6 protein-coding genes and 1 pseudogene are annotated in these 17,038 nt (G+C 72.2%); 3 read left to right on the forward strand and 4 right to left on the reverse strand.

Annotation, left to right across the window (positions count from 1 at the left end; genetic code table 11):
- Positions 1–20 precede the first annotated feature (20 nt).
- Together AC5P1B_RS26390 and trmB are read right to left on the reverse strand one after the other, a co-directional pair.
- The gene (locus AC5P1B_RS26390; protein ID WP_493890200.1) at positions 21–1,697 is read right to left on the reverse strand and encodes a PrsW family intramembrane metalloprotease; all 1,677 of its coding nucleotides are present in this window, start codon (positions 1,695–1,697) and stop codon (positions 21–23) included.
- Positions 1,698–2,351: 654 nt separating this feature from the next.
- Positions 2,352–3,125 (reverse strand): annotated as a pseudogene (gene trmB / locus AC5P1B_RS26395) (tRNA (guanosine(46)-N7)-methyltransferase TrmB); the annotation flags it as partial.
- Between the two features lie 1,023 nt (positions 3,126–4,148).
- Between trmB and AC5P1B_RS26400 the strand changes: the two are divergent.
- Positions 4,149–5,831 carry a hypothetical protein gene (locus tag AC5P1B_RS26400; RefSeq protein WP_493890201.1) on the forward strand — a complete coding sequence of 561 codons (1,683 nt, stop codon included), beginning with the start codon at positions 4,149–4,151 and terminating at the stop codon, positions 5,829–5,831.
- A 75-nt stretch (positions 5,832–5,906) separates the two neighbouring features.
- Here the strand turns inward: AC5P1B_RS26400 and lhgO are convergent, their stop codons facing one another.
- Both lhgO and AC5P1B_RS26410 read right to left on the reverse strand, forming a co-directional pair.
- Entirely contained in the window at positions 5,907–7,109 is a 1,203-nt protein-coding gene (gene lhgO / locus AC5P1B_RS26405; protein WP_493890203.1) for an L-2-hydroxyglutarate oxidase, read from the reverse strand.
- 927 nt (positions 7,110–8,036) lie between these two features.
- Positions 8,037–9,470, reverse strand: a complete 1,434-nt coding sequence (locus AC5P1B_RS26410) for an NsdA family TPR-like regulatory protein (protein WP_493890204.1) — start codon at positions 9,468–9,470, stop codon at positions 8,037–8,039.
- A gap of 859 nt (positions 9,471–10,329) precedes the next feature.
- Here AC5P1B_RS26410 and AC5P1B_RS26415 point away from each other — a divergent pair.
- Together AC5P1B_RS26415 and AC5P1B_RS26420 are read left to right on the forward strand one after the other, a co-directional pair.
- Complete coding sequence (locus AC5P1B_RS26415) at positions 10,330–12,735, forward strand: asparagine synthase-related protein (protein ID WP_493890205.1); 2,406 nt, start codon at positions 10,330–10,332, stop codon at positions 12,733–12,735.
- 252 nt (positions 12,736–12,987) lie between these two features.
- Positions 12,988–16,899, forward strand: a complete 3,912-nt coding sequence (locus AC5P1B_RS26420) for an AfsR/SARP family transcriptional regulator (protein WP_493890206.1) — start codon at positions 12,988–12,990, stop codon at positions 16,897–16,899.
- Positions 16,900–17,038: the final 139 nt, after the last annotated feature.

Genomic DNA, 17,038 nt, shown 5'->3' on the forward strand with positions numbered 1-17,038 from the left:
GCTTGCTCTGCTTGCCGTGTTCACTGCCGCGGCGGCTGCTCCGGAGGCGGCCCCGCCGGTTGATGACCCGCTGGTTGGTGACCCGCCTGTTGACGCCCTGCCTGTTGATCCCCTGACGGCTGCTGTCCGTACGGCTGTTGCCCTGACGGATGGCCCCCTGGGGGGTGCGGCGGTGAGAGTGGCTGGGGTGGGGTCTGTGCCGTCTGCGTGGCCTGTGGGTGTTGCGTGGGGTGGGTGTTGTGTGGCCGGGCGTGCTGAGGGGGGTGCTGGACGTACCAACCGTGCTGTCCGTAGGGCGGCTGGTGCCCGTACGGAATCTGCTGCCCGTATCCGAACTGGGGCGGGTACGGGGCGCGCGGGTCGTATGGCGGGCGCGGGCCCCAGTACGGCGGGGGAGGCGGCGGGGGGACGCTCAGAGCGGCGTGGGCGAGGGCCGGCTGGGCGATGTCCTTGCGCTGCCAGAGGTGGTGCAGGAGTTCCTGCTCGCGTGCGATGAAGTCCGGTCCCGCCGTGCCCCGGTAGGCGCGTTGGCGTAGGAAGGCGAGCGAAGTGGCGAACGAGGCGTACTCCGCGACTGCCCGCGCCGCCTCCTGACCCTGGGAGCGCCGGACCAGGTCGCGCGCTATGGCCCGCGCTCGCATCGAGGAAAGGGCGGTGGGCTCGGGCGGCGTGAGCCAGCCCGCTGCCTGGTAGGCCGGGAGGTGGGTGCGTACGGTGCGCAGCTCGTTGTTGCGGGACCAGATGGTGAACCAGGTCAGCAGCCCGAAGAGCGGAACCATGAACAGGCCGTAGACCGCCAGGAAGCCGTGGCCGCCGAGGGTGGACGAACCGTTCCATACGCTGTGCAGGACCATCGAGGTCAGCAGGGCGGCGGCCGGGATCAGCGCGCGGCGGGTGCGTTGCCACGGCGGTCGGGTGGCGGCGATGCCGAAGCCGATACCGGTCAGCGCGGTGAAGAGTGGGTGCGCGAACGGGGACATGACGGCACGGATGAAGAATGTCGCCGCAGTCACGGATTGCAGGCCCGAGTAGCCGAACGCCTGGTCGCTGACGAAGGCGTTGCCCAGGTAGAGGATGTTCTCGGTGAAGGCGAAACCGGTGGCGGTGATGCCCGCTATGACGACGCCGTCGACGACACCGTTGAAATCGCGGCGCCGGAAGAGGAAGAGCAGCAGAACAGCCGCACCCTTGGCGCTCTCCTCGACCACGGGCGCGACCAGCGTCGCGCCCCACGTATCCCGGTCGGCCGAGGATGACTCGGCGACCGTCGTCATCACCCAGTCGGTCGCGAATCCGTTCGCGAGCAGAGCGACGAGCGTTGCCGCACACGAGCCCCAGGCGAAGGCGAAGAGCAGGTTCCGCCATGGTTTGGGCTCAACGCGGTCCATCCAACGGAACGCCGCTATGAGCAACGGGACGGGCAGGATCGCGAGTCCCAGGCCGACCAGGAACCCCTTGGTGCCTGTCTGCTCTCGTACGAGGGCGAAAATCACCAGCCCGGAGAGGGAGAGCAGAAGGACGAGCGCGGTGGCGCGCAGAGGCTTGTTGTCCAGGAGCGCGCGGCGTGGGTGGTAGTGCCAGCCGGAGCGCTCGGGCACGGCGTCGAAGCGTGGCTGCTGCTCGTATGTCGGCACCGGGTGGGTGTGGGCTGAGCCGTGTGAACCGTGGGCGGGCGGTGTGGCGGGTGGGGCGTGCATAGCGGCGTATGCGACGTATGGGGTGCTTGGGGCGGGCCCGCTGTGTGCGCTGGGGGTGCTGTGAGGGGCACCGGAGTTGCTTGGTTGCGCTGCGCCGCCGGGCGCCCTGGGCGCGCTGTGGGAACCGTACGCCCCGCCGGGTCCGGGCGCTCCGTTCCGCGTGTAGTCCCCGTGTTCCTCGTAGTCCCCGTACTGTTCATCGGCCCCGCTGGTCACGCGTGTCGCGTGAGCCGCGTTGGTCCCATGGCCTCCGGGATTCGGCTCAGCGGGTTGTTGAGGGGACGGGGACTGGTGCACTCGGCGACCCTAACGAAGGGAGCAGTGGTGACTCTCGGGATTATGCCCGGACGGCCGCAGTCGTTATGTGTCATCCCCGACGTCGGTACCGTCCGGTCCGGAATCGGTGTTCTCGCGGTCCGTGGCTGCGCCGTCGGCGGCTGCGTCATCGGCGCCTGTGTGGCCGGTGACTGTGCGGCTGTGCGTAGTGGGCGTTGCCCAGGTGCCTGTGCTCCCGGTGGCCGGGCCCGGCGTGGCGGTTTCCGCAGCACCCGCCGTGGTGTGCCCGGCGCCTGTGTCAGTGCGACCGGCACGTGGGAGGTGTGATCCGGCGCGGGTGGCGTGCGCCCCGGTGCTTTCTACGACCTCCACGCCAGGGACGCGCCGGAACAGGACGTCGTGGACTCGGTGGCCCTTGTCCAGCCCCTGGCCCTCGAACTTCGTCAGCGGGCGGAAGTCCGGCCTCGGGGCGTAGCCGCCGTCGGCCTGGGTGTTCTCGAAGTAGGGGCTGGCGGTCAGGACCTCCAGCATCTGCTCGGCGTACGGCTCCCAGTCGGTCGCGCAGTGGAGCAGCGCGCCGGGTTTCAGACGGGCGGCGGCGAGCGCCAGGAATTCTGGCTGGATCAGCCGGCGCTTGTGGTGCCGCTTCTTGGGCCATGGGTCCGGAAAGTACACGCGCAGGCCGGAGAGCGAGTCGGGAGTGAGCATCTCGCGCAGCAGAATGATCGCGTCGCCGTTGGCCACGCGGATGTTGGTCAGGCCGTTGCGCTCGGCGAGGGCGAGCAGATTGCCCTGGCCCGGGGTGTGGACATCCGCCGCCAGGATGCCGGTACCGGGGTCCGCGGCCGCCATCTGCGCGGTGGCTTCGCCCATGCCGAAGCCGATCTCAAGGACGATCGGGAGATCGGGATCGCCAAAGAGGTCGCCGAGGTCGATGTGGTGCAGTCCGTCGATGTCGAGGCCCCATGTCGACCACAGGCGGCGCAGCGCCCCGCCCTGCCCGATGGTCACCCGGCCGCGACGAGGGCGGAAGGAACGGATGCGGCGCTCATGATGTGAACCAGCCGGGTCGATGGCCGGGCCGTCGGGGAAGCGGGGGACACGCCCGGAGACCTGTGACAGCTGTCCCGAGACCTGCGACGCCTGTCCCACCGGTCCAGGCGCGCCGTCCCCTCCGTGCGCGTCGTCCTCGTCGGTCGGGCTCAGACGCAGATCGGCCGGGGTGGTCGGACCGTCTGCGGCGGTCGCGCCCTTCGGGGCCGGCGAGCCAGCTGGCGCGGCGAAGCCGGTCGAGCCGTGCGCGCTGGTCGAGCCGTCCGGGCCGGTTGAGCCGTCCGGGCCGGTCGGCAGATCCGGAGTGCGCACGTCGTCGGCGCGGCTCGGCTCGTTCAGCACGTGCGGGTCGTGTGGCGCGCGCTCGTCAGGGGCGGTGTGGTTCTCGGACACAATGGTTCGATTCTACGGGCCATGGAACGCGGCACACGCGGCGCTGGGGAGAGGTCGGTTGCCCGGCGGATGCGCAGTTCAGCGCCGTTGCCCTCGGGAGAAGCAGGTGGCTTGCCGAGGGGTGCGAGCGGGGGTTGGTGCGGGCGGGGCGGACCCGGGCCGAGCCCTGAGCCTTCGGGCCTCAAGGTTGCGGCCCTCAGCCCCGGCCCCCGCGCGCAGTCCCGGTCCCTGGCCGCTGTCCCGGCCCCCGGCCGCAGTCCCGGCTTCCGTCTTGAGGAAGGCGCCAGTCCGCCGCCGCCCGCGTGACCGGAGACCAGTGCCGGGGCGCCGTCCCGACCCGTTTTCGTACGACCCCTATGACAAATACGCGCTTGTGAGGTGAACTGACGCCCGATGCGTGCGCTTGTCAGGAGCACGTGCGAAAAGCGTGGCGAGGAGCAGGGCGTACGGGGGACAGGCATGGCTTGGCAGCAGCGGGACCAGTCATCGAGGGGCGGGCGGCGCGGGGCTCTCTGGTTCAGTCCCTCGCCCGAGCGGCGCCCGGTGCCTGCCCTGTCACCGTCGCGGCCCCGCCGTACCCGATTCCTCACGGGGCTCGTCGCGGGGTCGATCGCGACCGGCCTGCTTGTCGTCGCTGGAGATGTTTCCGGCGGTGGACCGGACGAGGACGACGCTCCTGCGAGCGGCGGTCCGCCGTATGGCCACCAGACCTATCTCCCAGGGGACGTGATGAAGCGGCGCTGGCAGACCCCGGATGCCGGCGCAGGCCCGGCCATCGGCGGCGCGTCGCGCGGCTCGGCGGGCACATGGGTCGATGGGACCACGCTGACGCACGTCACCAGGGGCGGAGTACGCGGCTATGGCATCGCTTCTGGTGAGGAGAGGTGGGAAGCCGAGACCCCGAAGGGTGCCGACGAGCCCTGTGCCATGTCGCCCGAGACGAACGCGAGGGGCATCGGCGCCGTGGTCTACAGCCCATTGAAGGGCCCCGACGCCGCCGCTGCGGACTCCGGCACCGACCCCACCCCCACCACCGACTCCGGCTCCGGCTCAGGACTCAGAGACTGCTCGGTCGTCGCCGCGATCGATACGAAGAGCGGTGCCGTGCTCTGGTCCGAGGATCTGACGGACCCCAACCCGGACCCGGACCCGGACCCGGACCCGGACCCGGACCCGGGCGCGGACCGCAAGGTGGCTGCGGGGGACGTCACGGTCACGGTTGGCGCGCGGGTGCTCGCCGTCGAGGTGGGGACGCGGTTCCACCGCTTCTCGGCACGCGAGGGGAAGGAACTGCCCGCGCTGAGACCGCCACGTGGTGCGGACGACGGGTGTGAGCAGGCGCCGACCTCGCACAGCGCGGTCACCGTCACGGTCGTCAACAGCTGCGCCGCCACCGGCGACCAGCCGGTCCTCACGGTGTACGAGACCGAGACGGGCGACCAGCGCTGGACACGCGGCACGGTCCGCCAGAGCCCGGAACACCCCAGTCCGGCACACGGTCCGGTAGGCGCGAGCCCCGTACTTTCGCGCCCCGTACACCCGAGCCCCGTACACCTGAGTCCGGCACGCGCCGATTCGGTCGGCCCGACCTCGGCCCGTGCGAATTCCGTATGCGCGAGTTCCGTACATGTGAGCCCGGCCCGTTCTGCTCTGGCCCGTATGGTCCCGGTTCACCTGGGTCGCGTACGTCCTGGGAAGGCCGCCTGTGACGCCATGCCCAGGCACATCGTCGCCGAGGAGCCGCTGACGCTGTACGGGAGCGGTGCCTCGGAGTTGGTCACGTACTCGCCGAAGGGCCGTATCCAGCGGACCATTCCGCTCAAGGACAGCGAAGGCCGACGGATCGACCCCCGCAAGGGCTCCCTCGTCACTGGTTCCGTGCTGGTCGCGAGGTACTTCGAGGGAGATGACGCCGTGAACGCGCGGGGTTACGTCGCCTACGACCTGGCCACTGGCAAGCGGCTGTGGGCGCGCGAGCTGCCCTCGGACACCCGGCTCCTCGGGGTCGAGGACGGCAGTGCGCTGGCCGTCCACAGCGAGACGGTGGACCAGCGGGTGGTGGTCCGTCTCTCGAAGATCCGTATCAGGACCGGCGACGTGACGCTGGAAGGTGTGGCCCCGATCCCGCGAGAAGCGGTCCCCAGGAATCCGTCTCTCCAGGAGAAGACCGCCGGGGAGAAGACCGTCGGGGAGAAGACCGTCGGGAAGAAGGCCCTTGAGCGGCAGCCCGCCGACCATGGTGAGCCCGGTGTCGACACGGCACGCGGCGGCGCACGCGGCGAGGCGGTGGCCGCTTCCGCCAGTGGTCTTCCCTACGCCTTCGGCTGGGACGTGAACATGTTGTACGTCTCCGTACTGGTGCGGAAGGACACGGTCTTCACCCGCACCCTCGGTTTCGCCCGCAACGCCTGAGCTGCCTCCCGCGCTGTTCCCCCACCGCTCCCTCCTCCAGCGGCGGCCCTCCTCCGCCCTGCCCTCGCCGCCTGCCTACAGCTGCTTCAGGGCGCGCCGCGCGACCTCGCGTCCGATGACCAGCGAAGCCGTCGCCGCTGGTGAGGGAGCGTTGAGCACATGCACCATCCGGGCCGACTCCTTGAAGAGGAAGTCGTCCACGAGTGTGCCGTCACGCAACAGCGCCTGGGCGCGGACGCCCGCGGGGGCCGGTATCAGATCGTCAGCCGTCACTTCCGGGAGCAGCCTGCGCACCGCTTCGGTGAAGGCTCGGCGGGAGAGCGAGCGACGCAGCTCGCCCACTCCGTAGCGCCAGTGGCGGCGGGCTATCCGCCAGGCGCCCGGGTAGGCCAGGGTCCCGGCCAGCTCGCCGGGGCGGAGCGTCAGCCAGTCGTACCCCTCCCTGGCCAGCGCGGGCACCGCGTTCGGGCCGATGTGGACGCCGCCGTCGCTGCCCCGGGTGAGGTGGACGCCGAGGAAGGGGAAGGCGGGATCGGGAACCGGGTAGACCAGGCCGCGTACGAGATCGGCGCGGCCGCGCGCCAGCTCGTAGTACTCACCGCGGAAGGGCACGATCCGCATACCGGGGTCATCGCCCGCGAGCCCGGCGATCCGGTCGCTGTGCAGCCCGGCGCAGTTGACCAGCACGCGAGCCCGCAGCACGGCCCCCGCCGCCGTGCGGACCGCCACGGCGTCGTCGCGCCGCCCGATGGCCCGGACCTGAGACCCGTAGAGCACCGAGGCGCCGGCGTCCTGGGCGAGCCGGGCCAGCTGCGCGGAGACCGCGCCGAAGTCGCACACACCCGTCGTACCGACGTGGATCGCGGCCCGGCCGCGCACCCGCGGCTCGTACGCGGCGATCTGGGCGGGCCCCAGTTCCTGCACCGGGATGCCGTGCTGCCTGCCGCGCTGGGCCAGGGCATGCAGCCTCGGCAGCTCGGACCGCTCTGTGGCGACGATCAGTTTGCCCGTCACCTCATGCGGGATGTCGTGTTCGGCGCAGAACTTCACCATCTCGGCCGAGCCCTGGAGCGCGAAGCGGGCCTTCAGCGAACCCGGTGGGTAGTAGATGCCGCTGTGGATCACACCGCTGTTGCGACCGGTCTGGTGACGGGCCGGGCCGCTTTCTTTCTCCAGCACGATCACTCGTGTGCCAGGGGCGGCGCGCGTGATCGCGTACGCCGTCGACAAGCCGACGATCCCGCCTCCGATCACCAGCACATCAGCGTCGTACCTCACCGCGTCACCTCCTCAGCGCCTCCGGAACCTTCGGGTCCGCCGGACTCTCTGCTGTTTCCTGTCTTTCCGGTCCTTCCGACTCTTCCCGTTCTTACGTCTTCGTCTCTTTCGTCCGTGTCGTCTCTTTCGTTTCTTCCGTACGTCCTCGCTACCTCAGCTATCCGAGCCCGGGCGGACGGCTGGGTCATGCCGGCTGTCCGGGTCGGCCCGGCAGTCTCAGCCGCCTCAGGCGCCCTGGATGTCTCGTATGGCCTGGACAGCCTGGACAGCGTGAACCGTTCGAATCGCTCGCCCCCCTCAGACACCTCAGACCTCTCGGACCGCTCAGAAAGTTCGCTGGGTCGCCGCCCATCCCCACCACGGCACCCACCCGCTACCCCATCGCTCACCATCATGACCTGCGCCACTGACAAGCGGCCGAAACCAAAGCGGCGCTTGGGTTCCGGAGGGGTGTGCGGCGGGAGTCGCGCGTGTGGCCGAGCGGTGCGGGCTGGTACGAAACCGGGGCATGTGGGGTGGCCCACGTCGCACGATTCGGCGGATGCCGTACCGCATGCGCCGCCGATGTATCGCCGGGCTGCTGTGCCGCCCGCGGCGTGGGGCGCGTGCGCCGGTCGTGAGGCCCCGTGCGCGAGGCACGCGTGCGGGACGTGTGCGTGCGCGTGGCGTGCGCGGGAACGGGTGCGGGTGCGGGGCAAGTGTGTGTGCGCGGGGCGCGTGCCAGTCGTGTGCGGGGCATGCGCTCGTGTGCCGCCCGGGACGGAGCCCGGCCAAGCCGTATCCGAGCCGTGGTCGTCCCCGGCCTGTTCCTGTCCTCGCCTCTGCCGCTGTCCCCGTTCTCGTTGCCGTTCCTGTCCCCGTGCTCGTGACCGTGCTCGTGACTGCGTCCCCGCTCCCGGAGCGGGGTCCACGGGCACGGAGCGGGGCTCACGCCGGGGCGACCAGCAGCGGTCGCGCCCGCTCGCGCAGCTCGACGACCCGCGGCTCGTCGCCGTACGGCTCCAGTCGGTGCAGGAGATCGCGGACGTACTCCGTCGTCCGCGCCGAGGAGATGCGGCCGGCGACCTCCACCGCGCGGGTGCCCGCCGCGCAGGCCGCGTCGAGGTTTCCGGACTCCAGTTCGGCGACAGCCGACACCACGAGCCGCAGGCCATGCGAGCGCACGAACTCCTCGGTGGGGCAGGCCAGCGCGCGCTCCGTGAAGCGGCGGACCTGGCGGGGGAGCTTCAGATCGCGGTAGCACTCGGCGGCATCGGCCGCGAACCGCTCGTACGTGTAGAAGTCGAGCCAGGACGGGTCGGCGTCGCCCTGTCGTGCACGCTCCAGCCAGCCTTCGGACGCGCGCAGCGCCGCGCCGCAGGCCGGCCCGTCCCCGGCCTTGGCCTGGGCGCGCGCCTCGACGAGCCGGAAGAAGCTCATGGTGCGGGCGGTGGCCAGGCCGCGGTTGCGTTCCAGGGCGGCCTGCGCCAGGTCAACGCCCTCGTCGGCGAAGCCGCGGTACGTGGCTTGCAGGCTCATCGACACCAGCACATAGCCGCCGAGCGGCACGTCGGCCGCGGCGCGCGCCAGCCGCAGCGCCTGGATGTAGTAGCGCTGCGCCGCCTCCTGCTGGCCGGTGTCGAAGGCCATCCAGCCGGCGAGCCGCGTCAGTTCGGCGGTCGCGCCGAACAGCGCGCGGCCGACCTCGTCGCTGTACGCGCCGAGGAGCAAAGGGGCCGCGTCGACCCGCAGGCATTCCGGGACCATGGAGGAACGCCAGTCCCCACCCCCGTATTTGGAGTCCCAGCGCCGGGCGTCGTCCGCGGCCTCGCGTAACTTCGTCACGTCGCTGTGGCCGACGCGCTGCGGCACACCGTCCCCATTTGTCTGATCCTGTGCCGATTTGGGCTCGCGTGCGACAGAGCTGTCGGCCGGGGATATGAGCCAGCGTGAGGCGGGTGTGGCGTACGCCGTGACAGCGAACGATCCGGCCAGACTCTGCCAGATACCGCCACCACCTCGGCGACCGGCGAGATCAAGCCGGTACAGATCGGTCGCCGCGCGCACCGCTTGGCCGATATCCCGTGGGAAGGCGAGGCCCACCTCGGGCGCGGGGTCCGCGTCGGCGAGGCCGATCTCATGGAGTGGGACGGGACGCCCGAGTTTGCTGGCGATGGCCGCCGCGATCAGATGGGGCGCGGCGCCTTGCGGCACCATGCCCTTCGACACCCACCGGGCCACTGACGTCTTGTCGTAGCGGAGCGTCAAACCGCGCTGTGCCCCAAGGTCGTTGACCCTGCGCGCGAGCCCGGCATTGCTGACCCCCGCGAGGGCGAGAACAGTGCCGAGCTTCTCGTTCGGCCCACGTAGCTCCCTAGACATGCGCACCCCTCGACAGCGCCGACGGCCGCCCCGGCATAGGCACGGGGCATTCGTAAACCCAGCGTAGTTCGCCGCATCCCGACCGTTAAGAGGTGATGTACCGGATGGCGAGATTCTGGTCCGTGCCAGGGTGCAGGGCGGGGCATGTGCTCCCGGTGTGTGTGGCTGTGCGCCTACCTGTGCGCTCTGCCCCGCTTCGGATGGGAGCGGTTCCCTTGGTTCCGCGTGGGTCGGCCCGCTATGCCTGGCTGAGCGGGCTGGGGGACACTGCCGCCTCATTCCCCGCGGGCGGCGGAGCGGTCCGGGAGGTGAATGAAGCCTCCCGGACTGTGTTGCCGGGCTCGTCGGCCGAGGCAAGGCGACGGTGGGTGGGAGGGATGTGCGCCACCAAGGCGCTGTCAGACTTTGGCTGAAAGACGCCCCTGCGGCGAGGGCTTTCGCGCGGACTGAAGCTTTCCGTCTGCCCCCTTGCGCCCCTCGCGCCACTCCATGCCGTTCCGCGCCCGGCTTCGGTCGCGCTCCGCGCGCCGGTTGCGTGCTCCGCGTTCGCCCGCTCACGCTCCGTTCGCACCACGTCCGCGTGGTGCCCGCGCCGTGTCGCGAACCGTTCGCGCATAACGCCTGTTTCGGGCACCTCGTTCGTTCCGGCTTGTTCCGGCTCGTCCCGCGACCCGCCCGAATCACGCGCGCGTGGCAGCATTGGCCTTGACGGAGCGGCATCTCGCTGTGGCGATCGGCCCGTTGGAGCGCGCCCACGTACTCCGGACTGGCGTGTTGGCCCCTCCGATGCCGGAAACCGTGGGCTTACTGTGCATGATGACTGCGACTTCTTGGTTGTCCACAGCCTGTGGAGGCGGCGATGCGGTGGTTGGTGGGGTGGGGCAACATCGCCTCGGGGCCGTCCCTCGGCCAGGGCGGCTCCATTCAGCCGGTCGGCGCCCAACTCGTGTGGGGAGACCCCGATCCGCTGTGGGCGGTCGGTGACTGGCGCGCGGACGAGGTACGCGTCGTGCACGCCGACCCCGCCACCCGCCTCGCCGTTCTCGGCTGCTGCGGCGCCAGCGACGACGAACTCAGGACCGGGCTGCTCGCCGCACGCGGTGGCGCCCTCCGCCATCTCACCGCCTGGCCGGGCAGCTATACGGCTGTCGCCCAGGTCGGCCGCCGCGTCACCGTGGCCGCGGACCTGGCCGGCGCGCGCCCCGTCTTCTACACGCCGTGGGAGGGCGGTACCGCCTATGCCACGGCCGCGCTCCCGCTCGCCGACCTCATCGAGGCACAGCTCGACGTCGGTCACCTCGCCGCGCTCCTGGCCTGCCCCGACTCGCCGGAGGCCATCGGCGACGGCACGCCTTACCTCGGCGTACGGCGGGTGCCGCCCGGCCACGCGCTCGTCCTGCGCGGCTCCGCCTCGGACGGCGCCGACCCGGGGGGCGCGGCGCACGGGTCGCGCGACGTGCGCGGCGGATACGGGGCCGGCGGGGCGTATGGCGCGTACGGGGCGTATGGAACGCGTGGCGATCAAGGAGATTACGGTCCCCAGGGCGCGTACGGCTCCCAGAGCGGTCCCCAGGGTGCGTACGGGCCGCAGGGTGCTTACGGGACTCAGGGCGGTGGGGGCGGGCGGCGCAACGGCTCGCCTAGCGGGAACGGCGCGCACAGCGGCTCCCGGGGCGCCTCCCGAGGTGGTTCGCGCGGCGGTTCACGGGACGTCATCGGTTACGAGCCGACCGCCTCGCTCGCCGTCGCGGCTCCCCAGCTCGATCCCGGCAAGGCCGTGGACGGCGTACGCGACGCGCTGATCGAGGCCGTACGAGTCCGGCTCGCGGCCCCACGGCACGCGCCCGAAGGCGAGCAAGGGCCGGGCCTCGACCCCGGCCCCGTCCCCGGAATGGGCCCCGCCGAACGCCGCGCGGCCCGGGGGGCGCCCGCCGCCGGAGTCGGCGCCGACCTGTCCGGAGGCAGCGCCTCCGCCACCCTCGCCCTGCTGGCGGCCGGGCTGCCCGGAGTGCCGGGCACTCCCCTCGGGCACGGCACCGAAGCGGGCGAGCGGCTGCTCGCCGTCACCTTCAACGACCTGGCCGCCGGGGGCGGGCGGTCCCGCGAGGCCGAACTCGAACGCGCCCGCAGCATGGCCGCCAACCCTCGTCTGCACCACGTCGTCGTCGCCGCGGGCGAGGAGGCCCTCCCGTACGCCGCGCTCGATCGCGGCCCACTCACCGACGAACCCGGCCCCGCGCTCATCAGTGCCGAGCGCCACCGCCGCCGCCTCGCCGCGGGCAGCGCGGACCACCTCGTCGGCCACGGCGCCCGCCAGGTCCTCGACGCGCACCCGGCGCGCCTTGCCGACCTCCTCCTCGACCGGCGCCGCCGCCACCTGCTGCGCCCCGCCACGGCACTGGCGCGTGCGGACGGCCCCTCCGCGCACTCCTTCTTCATCCCGTTCACCGTCTACCGCGCGGCGCGCAGACTGGCCCGCACGCCCTACCGCGAGGGCGTCGAAGAGGCCGCCAGCCGACTCCTGGAACGCCGTTTCGGTGAGACCGGTGGCAGGGGCCCGGGCGGCACGTCGGGGAGAGGCGGGGCAGTGGGCGCCTCCCTGGCCGCGCTCGCGTGGTGCAGGCCGGGTCCGGCCGCGCGGTGGCTGACGGGGGAAGCGCTCGCTGAAGTATCGGTTCGCCTGGAGGAGGCGGCGGTCCGCCCCGTCATCCTCCGCCGGCCTGGCGAACGCCGTGCCGATGCCGCGCTCGCCCGGCACGCCGCCGACCACCGGGTCTTCGAACAGGCAGCCGAGGTACGCAGCCAGCGGTTGCACGCGCCCTTCCTGGACAACCAGGTGGTACGGGCCTGCCGCGCGCTCCCCGAAGCGCTCCGTGTGCAGCCAGGGGCGCGCGCCGCAGTGCTGCGCGCGGTCCTCGCCGGGGCGGGCATCCGCGACCTCCCACCGGGCTGGGGCGCGCCGTCGCACGCCTCGAACGCGGTGGCCGCACGGGCCGGTCTGCGCAACGCCATCGACGACCTGACCGTGCTCTTCGACGCCCCGTTGCTGGCCGACGCCGGGCTGGTGGAGGCCCGCGTGGTCCGTAAGGCGCTCCGCGCGGCAGCGGACGGGGAGCGGGTCCCGCTCGACGGGCTCGCCGAGCTTGTCTCCACCGAGCTGTGGCTACGACGTCTGCTGGCGCGCCGGGGCACCTGCTGGACGGGCAGCGCGGCGCCGCGCCAGCGCGCCGTCGCCGGGGGCGTGGCCCCACGGCCGAGCCTGTGACATCTCGCGTCCATACCCGCCGGGTTCGTGCCTGAAGTCGCTGTTGTGCCGGAAGCCGCTGTTGTGTTTGAAGCCGCTGTCGCGTTTCGAGCCGCTGTCGCGTCTGAAGCCGCCGTCGTGGTGTTCGGACCCGCCGTCGTGGTGTCTGAACCCGCCGTAAGGGGGCGCGTGAGAGTGCATGAGCGCGTGAGGGCCTGTCGGCGCGCCTCACGTAAGCGGTAATTCGCTCAGGTAAGCGAGCACAATGACCCCGTGCGGTATCTGATCCTTGGCGTCACCGAGGCATTCGACCATCGTGGGCAGCCGCTGCCCGTCGGTGGTCCCCGTCTTCGCGCGCTGCTCACCTCGCTCGCCTTGCACGCCACTCGGCCTGCCGCAGCACTCGTACCCATCGACGTACTCATCGACGACGTATGGGCCGGTTCCCCTCCGCACGACGCGCCCGCCGCGCTTCAGGCGCTCGTCGGACGCCTGCGCCGGAACATCGGCAAGGACGCCCTGCGGTCCGTCCCCGGCGGGTACCGGCTCGCCGCCACGCCCGACGACATCGATCTGGCGGTCTTCGAACGGCTCGCGAACAGGGGGAGGCGAGCGCTCGACGCCGGGGACGCCGCCACCGCCGCCACCACGTTGCGCGACGCCCTCGGGCTGTGGCGCGGGCCCGCACTCGCCGACCTGCCGGACCGGCAGGCGTCCGCCGCCCGCCCCGACGCGCTGCGCATGACCGCACTGCACCGCCGCATCGACGCCGACCTGGCACTCGGTCAGGGCGCGGAGGTCGTCCCGGAACTGCGCGAACTCGTCGCTGACCACCCGCTCGACGAGCCGTTCCACGCCCAGCTCATCCGCGCCCTCCGCGCGGCGGGCCGGGCAGCCGACGCGCTGGCCGCCTACGAGGAGGCCCGCCGGACCCTCGCCGAACGCCTCGGCACGGACCCGGGCGTGGAGCTGCGGCAACTGCACGCCGAGTTGCTGGGGGGAAGCCCCGGCACGTCCGCGGTGTCGCGGGAGTCCGTACGAGGCGGGGCGGGTTTCGCGCGTGGCGCGGTACGCGGCGTAGCCGACATGGGTGGGACCGGAGCGGACGTAGGTGATGCGGAGGCGCCCGGGCGAGGCCTGGGCGACGGGGACGGTCACGGTGCCGGACAGGCGGCTCAGCCGGGTACCCGGTCCGGCGGCCACCCGACGTCGGCGGGCCGGACACAGGCGAACGGCCAGGCCGGTCATCCACAGGATCAGCCACGCCACCCACCGCGAGGGAACCTGCGGTCCAGACTCACCAGCTTCGTCGGACGGCAGGGCGAGATCCGGGCCTTGCGCCGCGAGCTGCGCGATGCCCGCCTGATCACGCTGACCGGGCCTGGTGGATCGGGCAAGACCCGGCTCTCCGAGGAGACCGCCGCCACCGTCAGCACCGACTACCCCGATGGCGTGTGGATCGCCGAACTCGCCTCACTGGAGCGGCCGGCCGACGTGTCCGGCGCCGTGCTGAGCGCCATCGGCCGCCGCGACACGGCACTGCACACCAGCGGCATCGAGGTGCGGACGGGCATGGACGGGGCGCCCGCGACGGAGCGGCTGATCGAGCACTGCGCGCACCGCCGGCTGCTGCTGCTTCTCGACAACTGCGAGCACGTCATCGACGCGGCCGCCGCACTCGCCGAAACCCTCCTCGCGCACTGCCCCGGCGTCACCGTGCTCGCCACCAGCCGGGAACCGCTGGGCGTGCCGGGCGAGGCCGTGCGCCCGGTGGAGCCGCTGCTGCCCGCGCCCGCCCATCAGCTGTTCGCCGAGCGCGCCGCCGCCGTACGCCCTGACTTCGACCCGGCGCGGGACCCGGACACGGTGGCCGCCGTCGCCGAGATCTGTCGCCGCCTGGACGGGCTGCCACTCGCCATCGAACTCGCCGCCGCCCGCCTGCGCATGCTTTCCCCGCGTCAGATCGCCGATCGGCTGGACGACCGCTTTCGCCTGCTGACCAGCGGCAGCAGGACCGTGCTGCCACGCCAGCAGACGTTGCGGGCGGTTGTGGACTGGTCCTGGGACCTTCTCGACGACCGCGAGCGCGCCGTGCTGCGCCGCGCCTCGTTCTTCGCGGGTGGCTGGGACCTCCCCGCGGCGGAAGCGGTCTGCGCGGACCAGCCGGACCAGCCGGACCAGCCGAACCAGCCGGGCCAAACGAACCAGCCGGACCAGCCGGCCTCCGCAGCCGAACGGCGTGCGGCGTCCGGCCTCCACGCCGCTTCCGGTCCCCGCGTCGCCTCCCGGGACACCGCCGCGCCCGACGGCGAACGCATCGCCTCCGCCGACGTGCTCGACATCCTCGGTGCGCTTGTCGACAAGTCTCTTCTCGTCGTGACGCATCTGCCGCGCTCCGAGGACGGCGTGGGCAGTGACACGCGCTACCGCATGCTGGAGACCATCCACGAATACGCCGCGGAGCGCGTGAAGGAGCGCGTAGCGGCGGGGCCTGCCGGGCGCGCCGAGCGGGCGGCGACCATCCGTCGGCACGCCGCCTACTTCCGCGACATGGCCCAGACCGCCGAGCCCCGGCTGCGCTCCGCCGAGCAACTGCCATGGCTGCGCCGGGTGGAAACCGACCTCGACAACTTCCGCGCCGCGCTGCAGCGGTGTCTGACCCTGCCCGGCCAGGAACAGGAAGCGGGCCGGGACGGGGCCGCCGACCTCCCGGGGCGTCCGCGGTCAGCACGCGAAGAGACCGGGGTGTGGCCTGGTGGGACTCCCGCTGACGGCAGCCGGGACGCCATGGGCGCGTGCGGCGTGAACACCGCGATCGAGATCGTCTTCGGGCTCGGGTGGTTCTGGTGGTTGCGCAACTACCGGGATGAGGGCGGGGCCTGGGTGCGGCGGACGCTGGAGTTCGAGTCCGCGTGGACCCAGAGCGAGTGGGCCCGGGACCAGAGCCTCCCGATGCCCAGCCCGCAGCCGGAGTTCGACCCCGGGCCCCCGCAGGACGACCTGGCGGCCACCGAACGCTACTGGGAGCGGCTCGACCTGCATCTCCTCCTCTACTTCCTGCTCTCCGAGCAGCACAACGCCGAGGTCCTTCGCAGCCCCGGCTCCCTCAAGACCGCCCGCCTTCTGCGCGACGTGTACGGGGCGAACCCCGGTCCGCGCAGCGCCCGCTTCCCGGGACTGCTGTGGCCGTTCGCCGGGTATCTCATCGCCGGGCACGCGGGCGTCACGCCGCTGCTCGACCGTGCCGTGGAGAACTGCCGGACGTACGGGGACGACTGGGCTCTCGGCGTCTCGCTGATGTTCCGCACCCATATGGCCATCGACATGTCGGGCGGCATCGACCGCGCCGACCGCGACTGGACGGAGCTGCGAGCCATCAGCAGACGCGTCGGGGACCGCTGGATGCTCGCCCAGGTGGAGGGCGCCAGTGCGGAGATCTCCGCTGTCCGGGGGCGCTACGCCGAGGCGCGTGCCTCCTACCAGGAGGCACTGCGTCTCGCTCGCGAACTCGAAGCCTTCACGGAGACCCCGTTCCTCATCGCCCGGCTGGCCGAGTTGGCCTACAGCTGCGGTGATCCGGTGGGTGCGGCGACGTTGCTCGATCAGTCGGACGAAGAGGCGGAGCGCTATGGAAGCGGGGACGCGCAGGCTTTCAGCGAGGCGCTGCGTGCCGTCATCGAGTTGTCGTTGGGTCGTGTCGAGAACGCGCGGACCATGTGCGAGATGGCGCGTGCGGCCGCGGAGCGATGGTCGCCGCCTCCGCAGTTCGACGTGCTGCTGAGCGCCGTCGAGGCACGCGTGAAGGCGGCCGTAGGCGATGCGAGGGGCGGGTTGCGGATCGTACGCGAAGCCCTCGGGCGGGGCATCGAGGCGCAGTGCACGGAATCGCTGCTCGCGCAGGTCACCGAGAGCACCGCCCACATACTCGCCGGGGCCGGTGAGTTCCGCGCGGCAGCGCAGGCGCTTGGCGCGGCCGATGGCTGGCGCGACGGGCTGCCGCGTACGCCGATGCTCACGGCCGAGGTGGGCAAAGTCGGCAGGGCGGGGCGGAGCGCACTGGGGCGTGAGACGTTTGACGCCCTACGCGCCGAAGGCGCCGGGCTGACCGCCGAACAGGTGGTCAAGCTCCTCGACGAGGTCATCGGCGACACCGGCGCCGCCCCCGGGCCCACCACCGAGCCGTAGCCAGCCGACTGCGGGCGACGCGGGCGTACGCGAACGACAAGGCACGCAAACCTGGGCAGGCACCCGCCACTCCACCGAGCGCAGCCCCCTGGACGGGCACCCGCAGGGCCGTGCGGGTCCGCGCGGGCCGGTGACGTAT

The sequence above is a fragment of the Streptomyces sp. A01 genome (assembly GCF_059026195.1).

Coding starts and splice junctions, on each gene's coding strand:
- AC5P1B_RS26390 (WP_493890200.1), bottom strand. CDS start 1,697: ATGCACGCCCCACCCGCCACACCGCCCGCCCACGGTTCACACGGCTCA.
- AC5P1B_RS26400 (WP_493890201.1), top strand. CDS start 4,149: ATGAAGCGGCGCTGGCAGACCCCGGATGCCGGCGCAGGCCCGGCCATC.
- AC5P1B_RS26410 (WP_493890204.1), bottom strand. CDS start 9,470: ATGTCTAGGGAGCTACGTGGGCCGAACGAGAAGCTCGGCACTGTTCTC.
- AC5P1B_RS26415 (WP_493890205.1), top strand. CDS start 10,330: ATGCGGTGGTTGGTGGGGTGGGGCAACATCGCCTCGGGGCCGTCCCTC.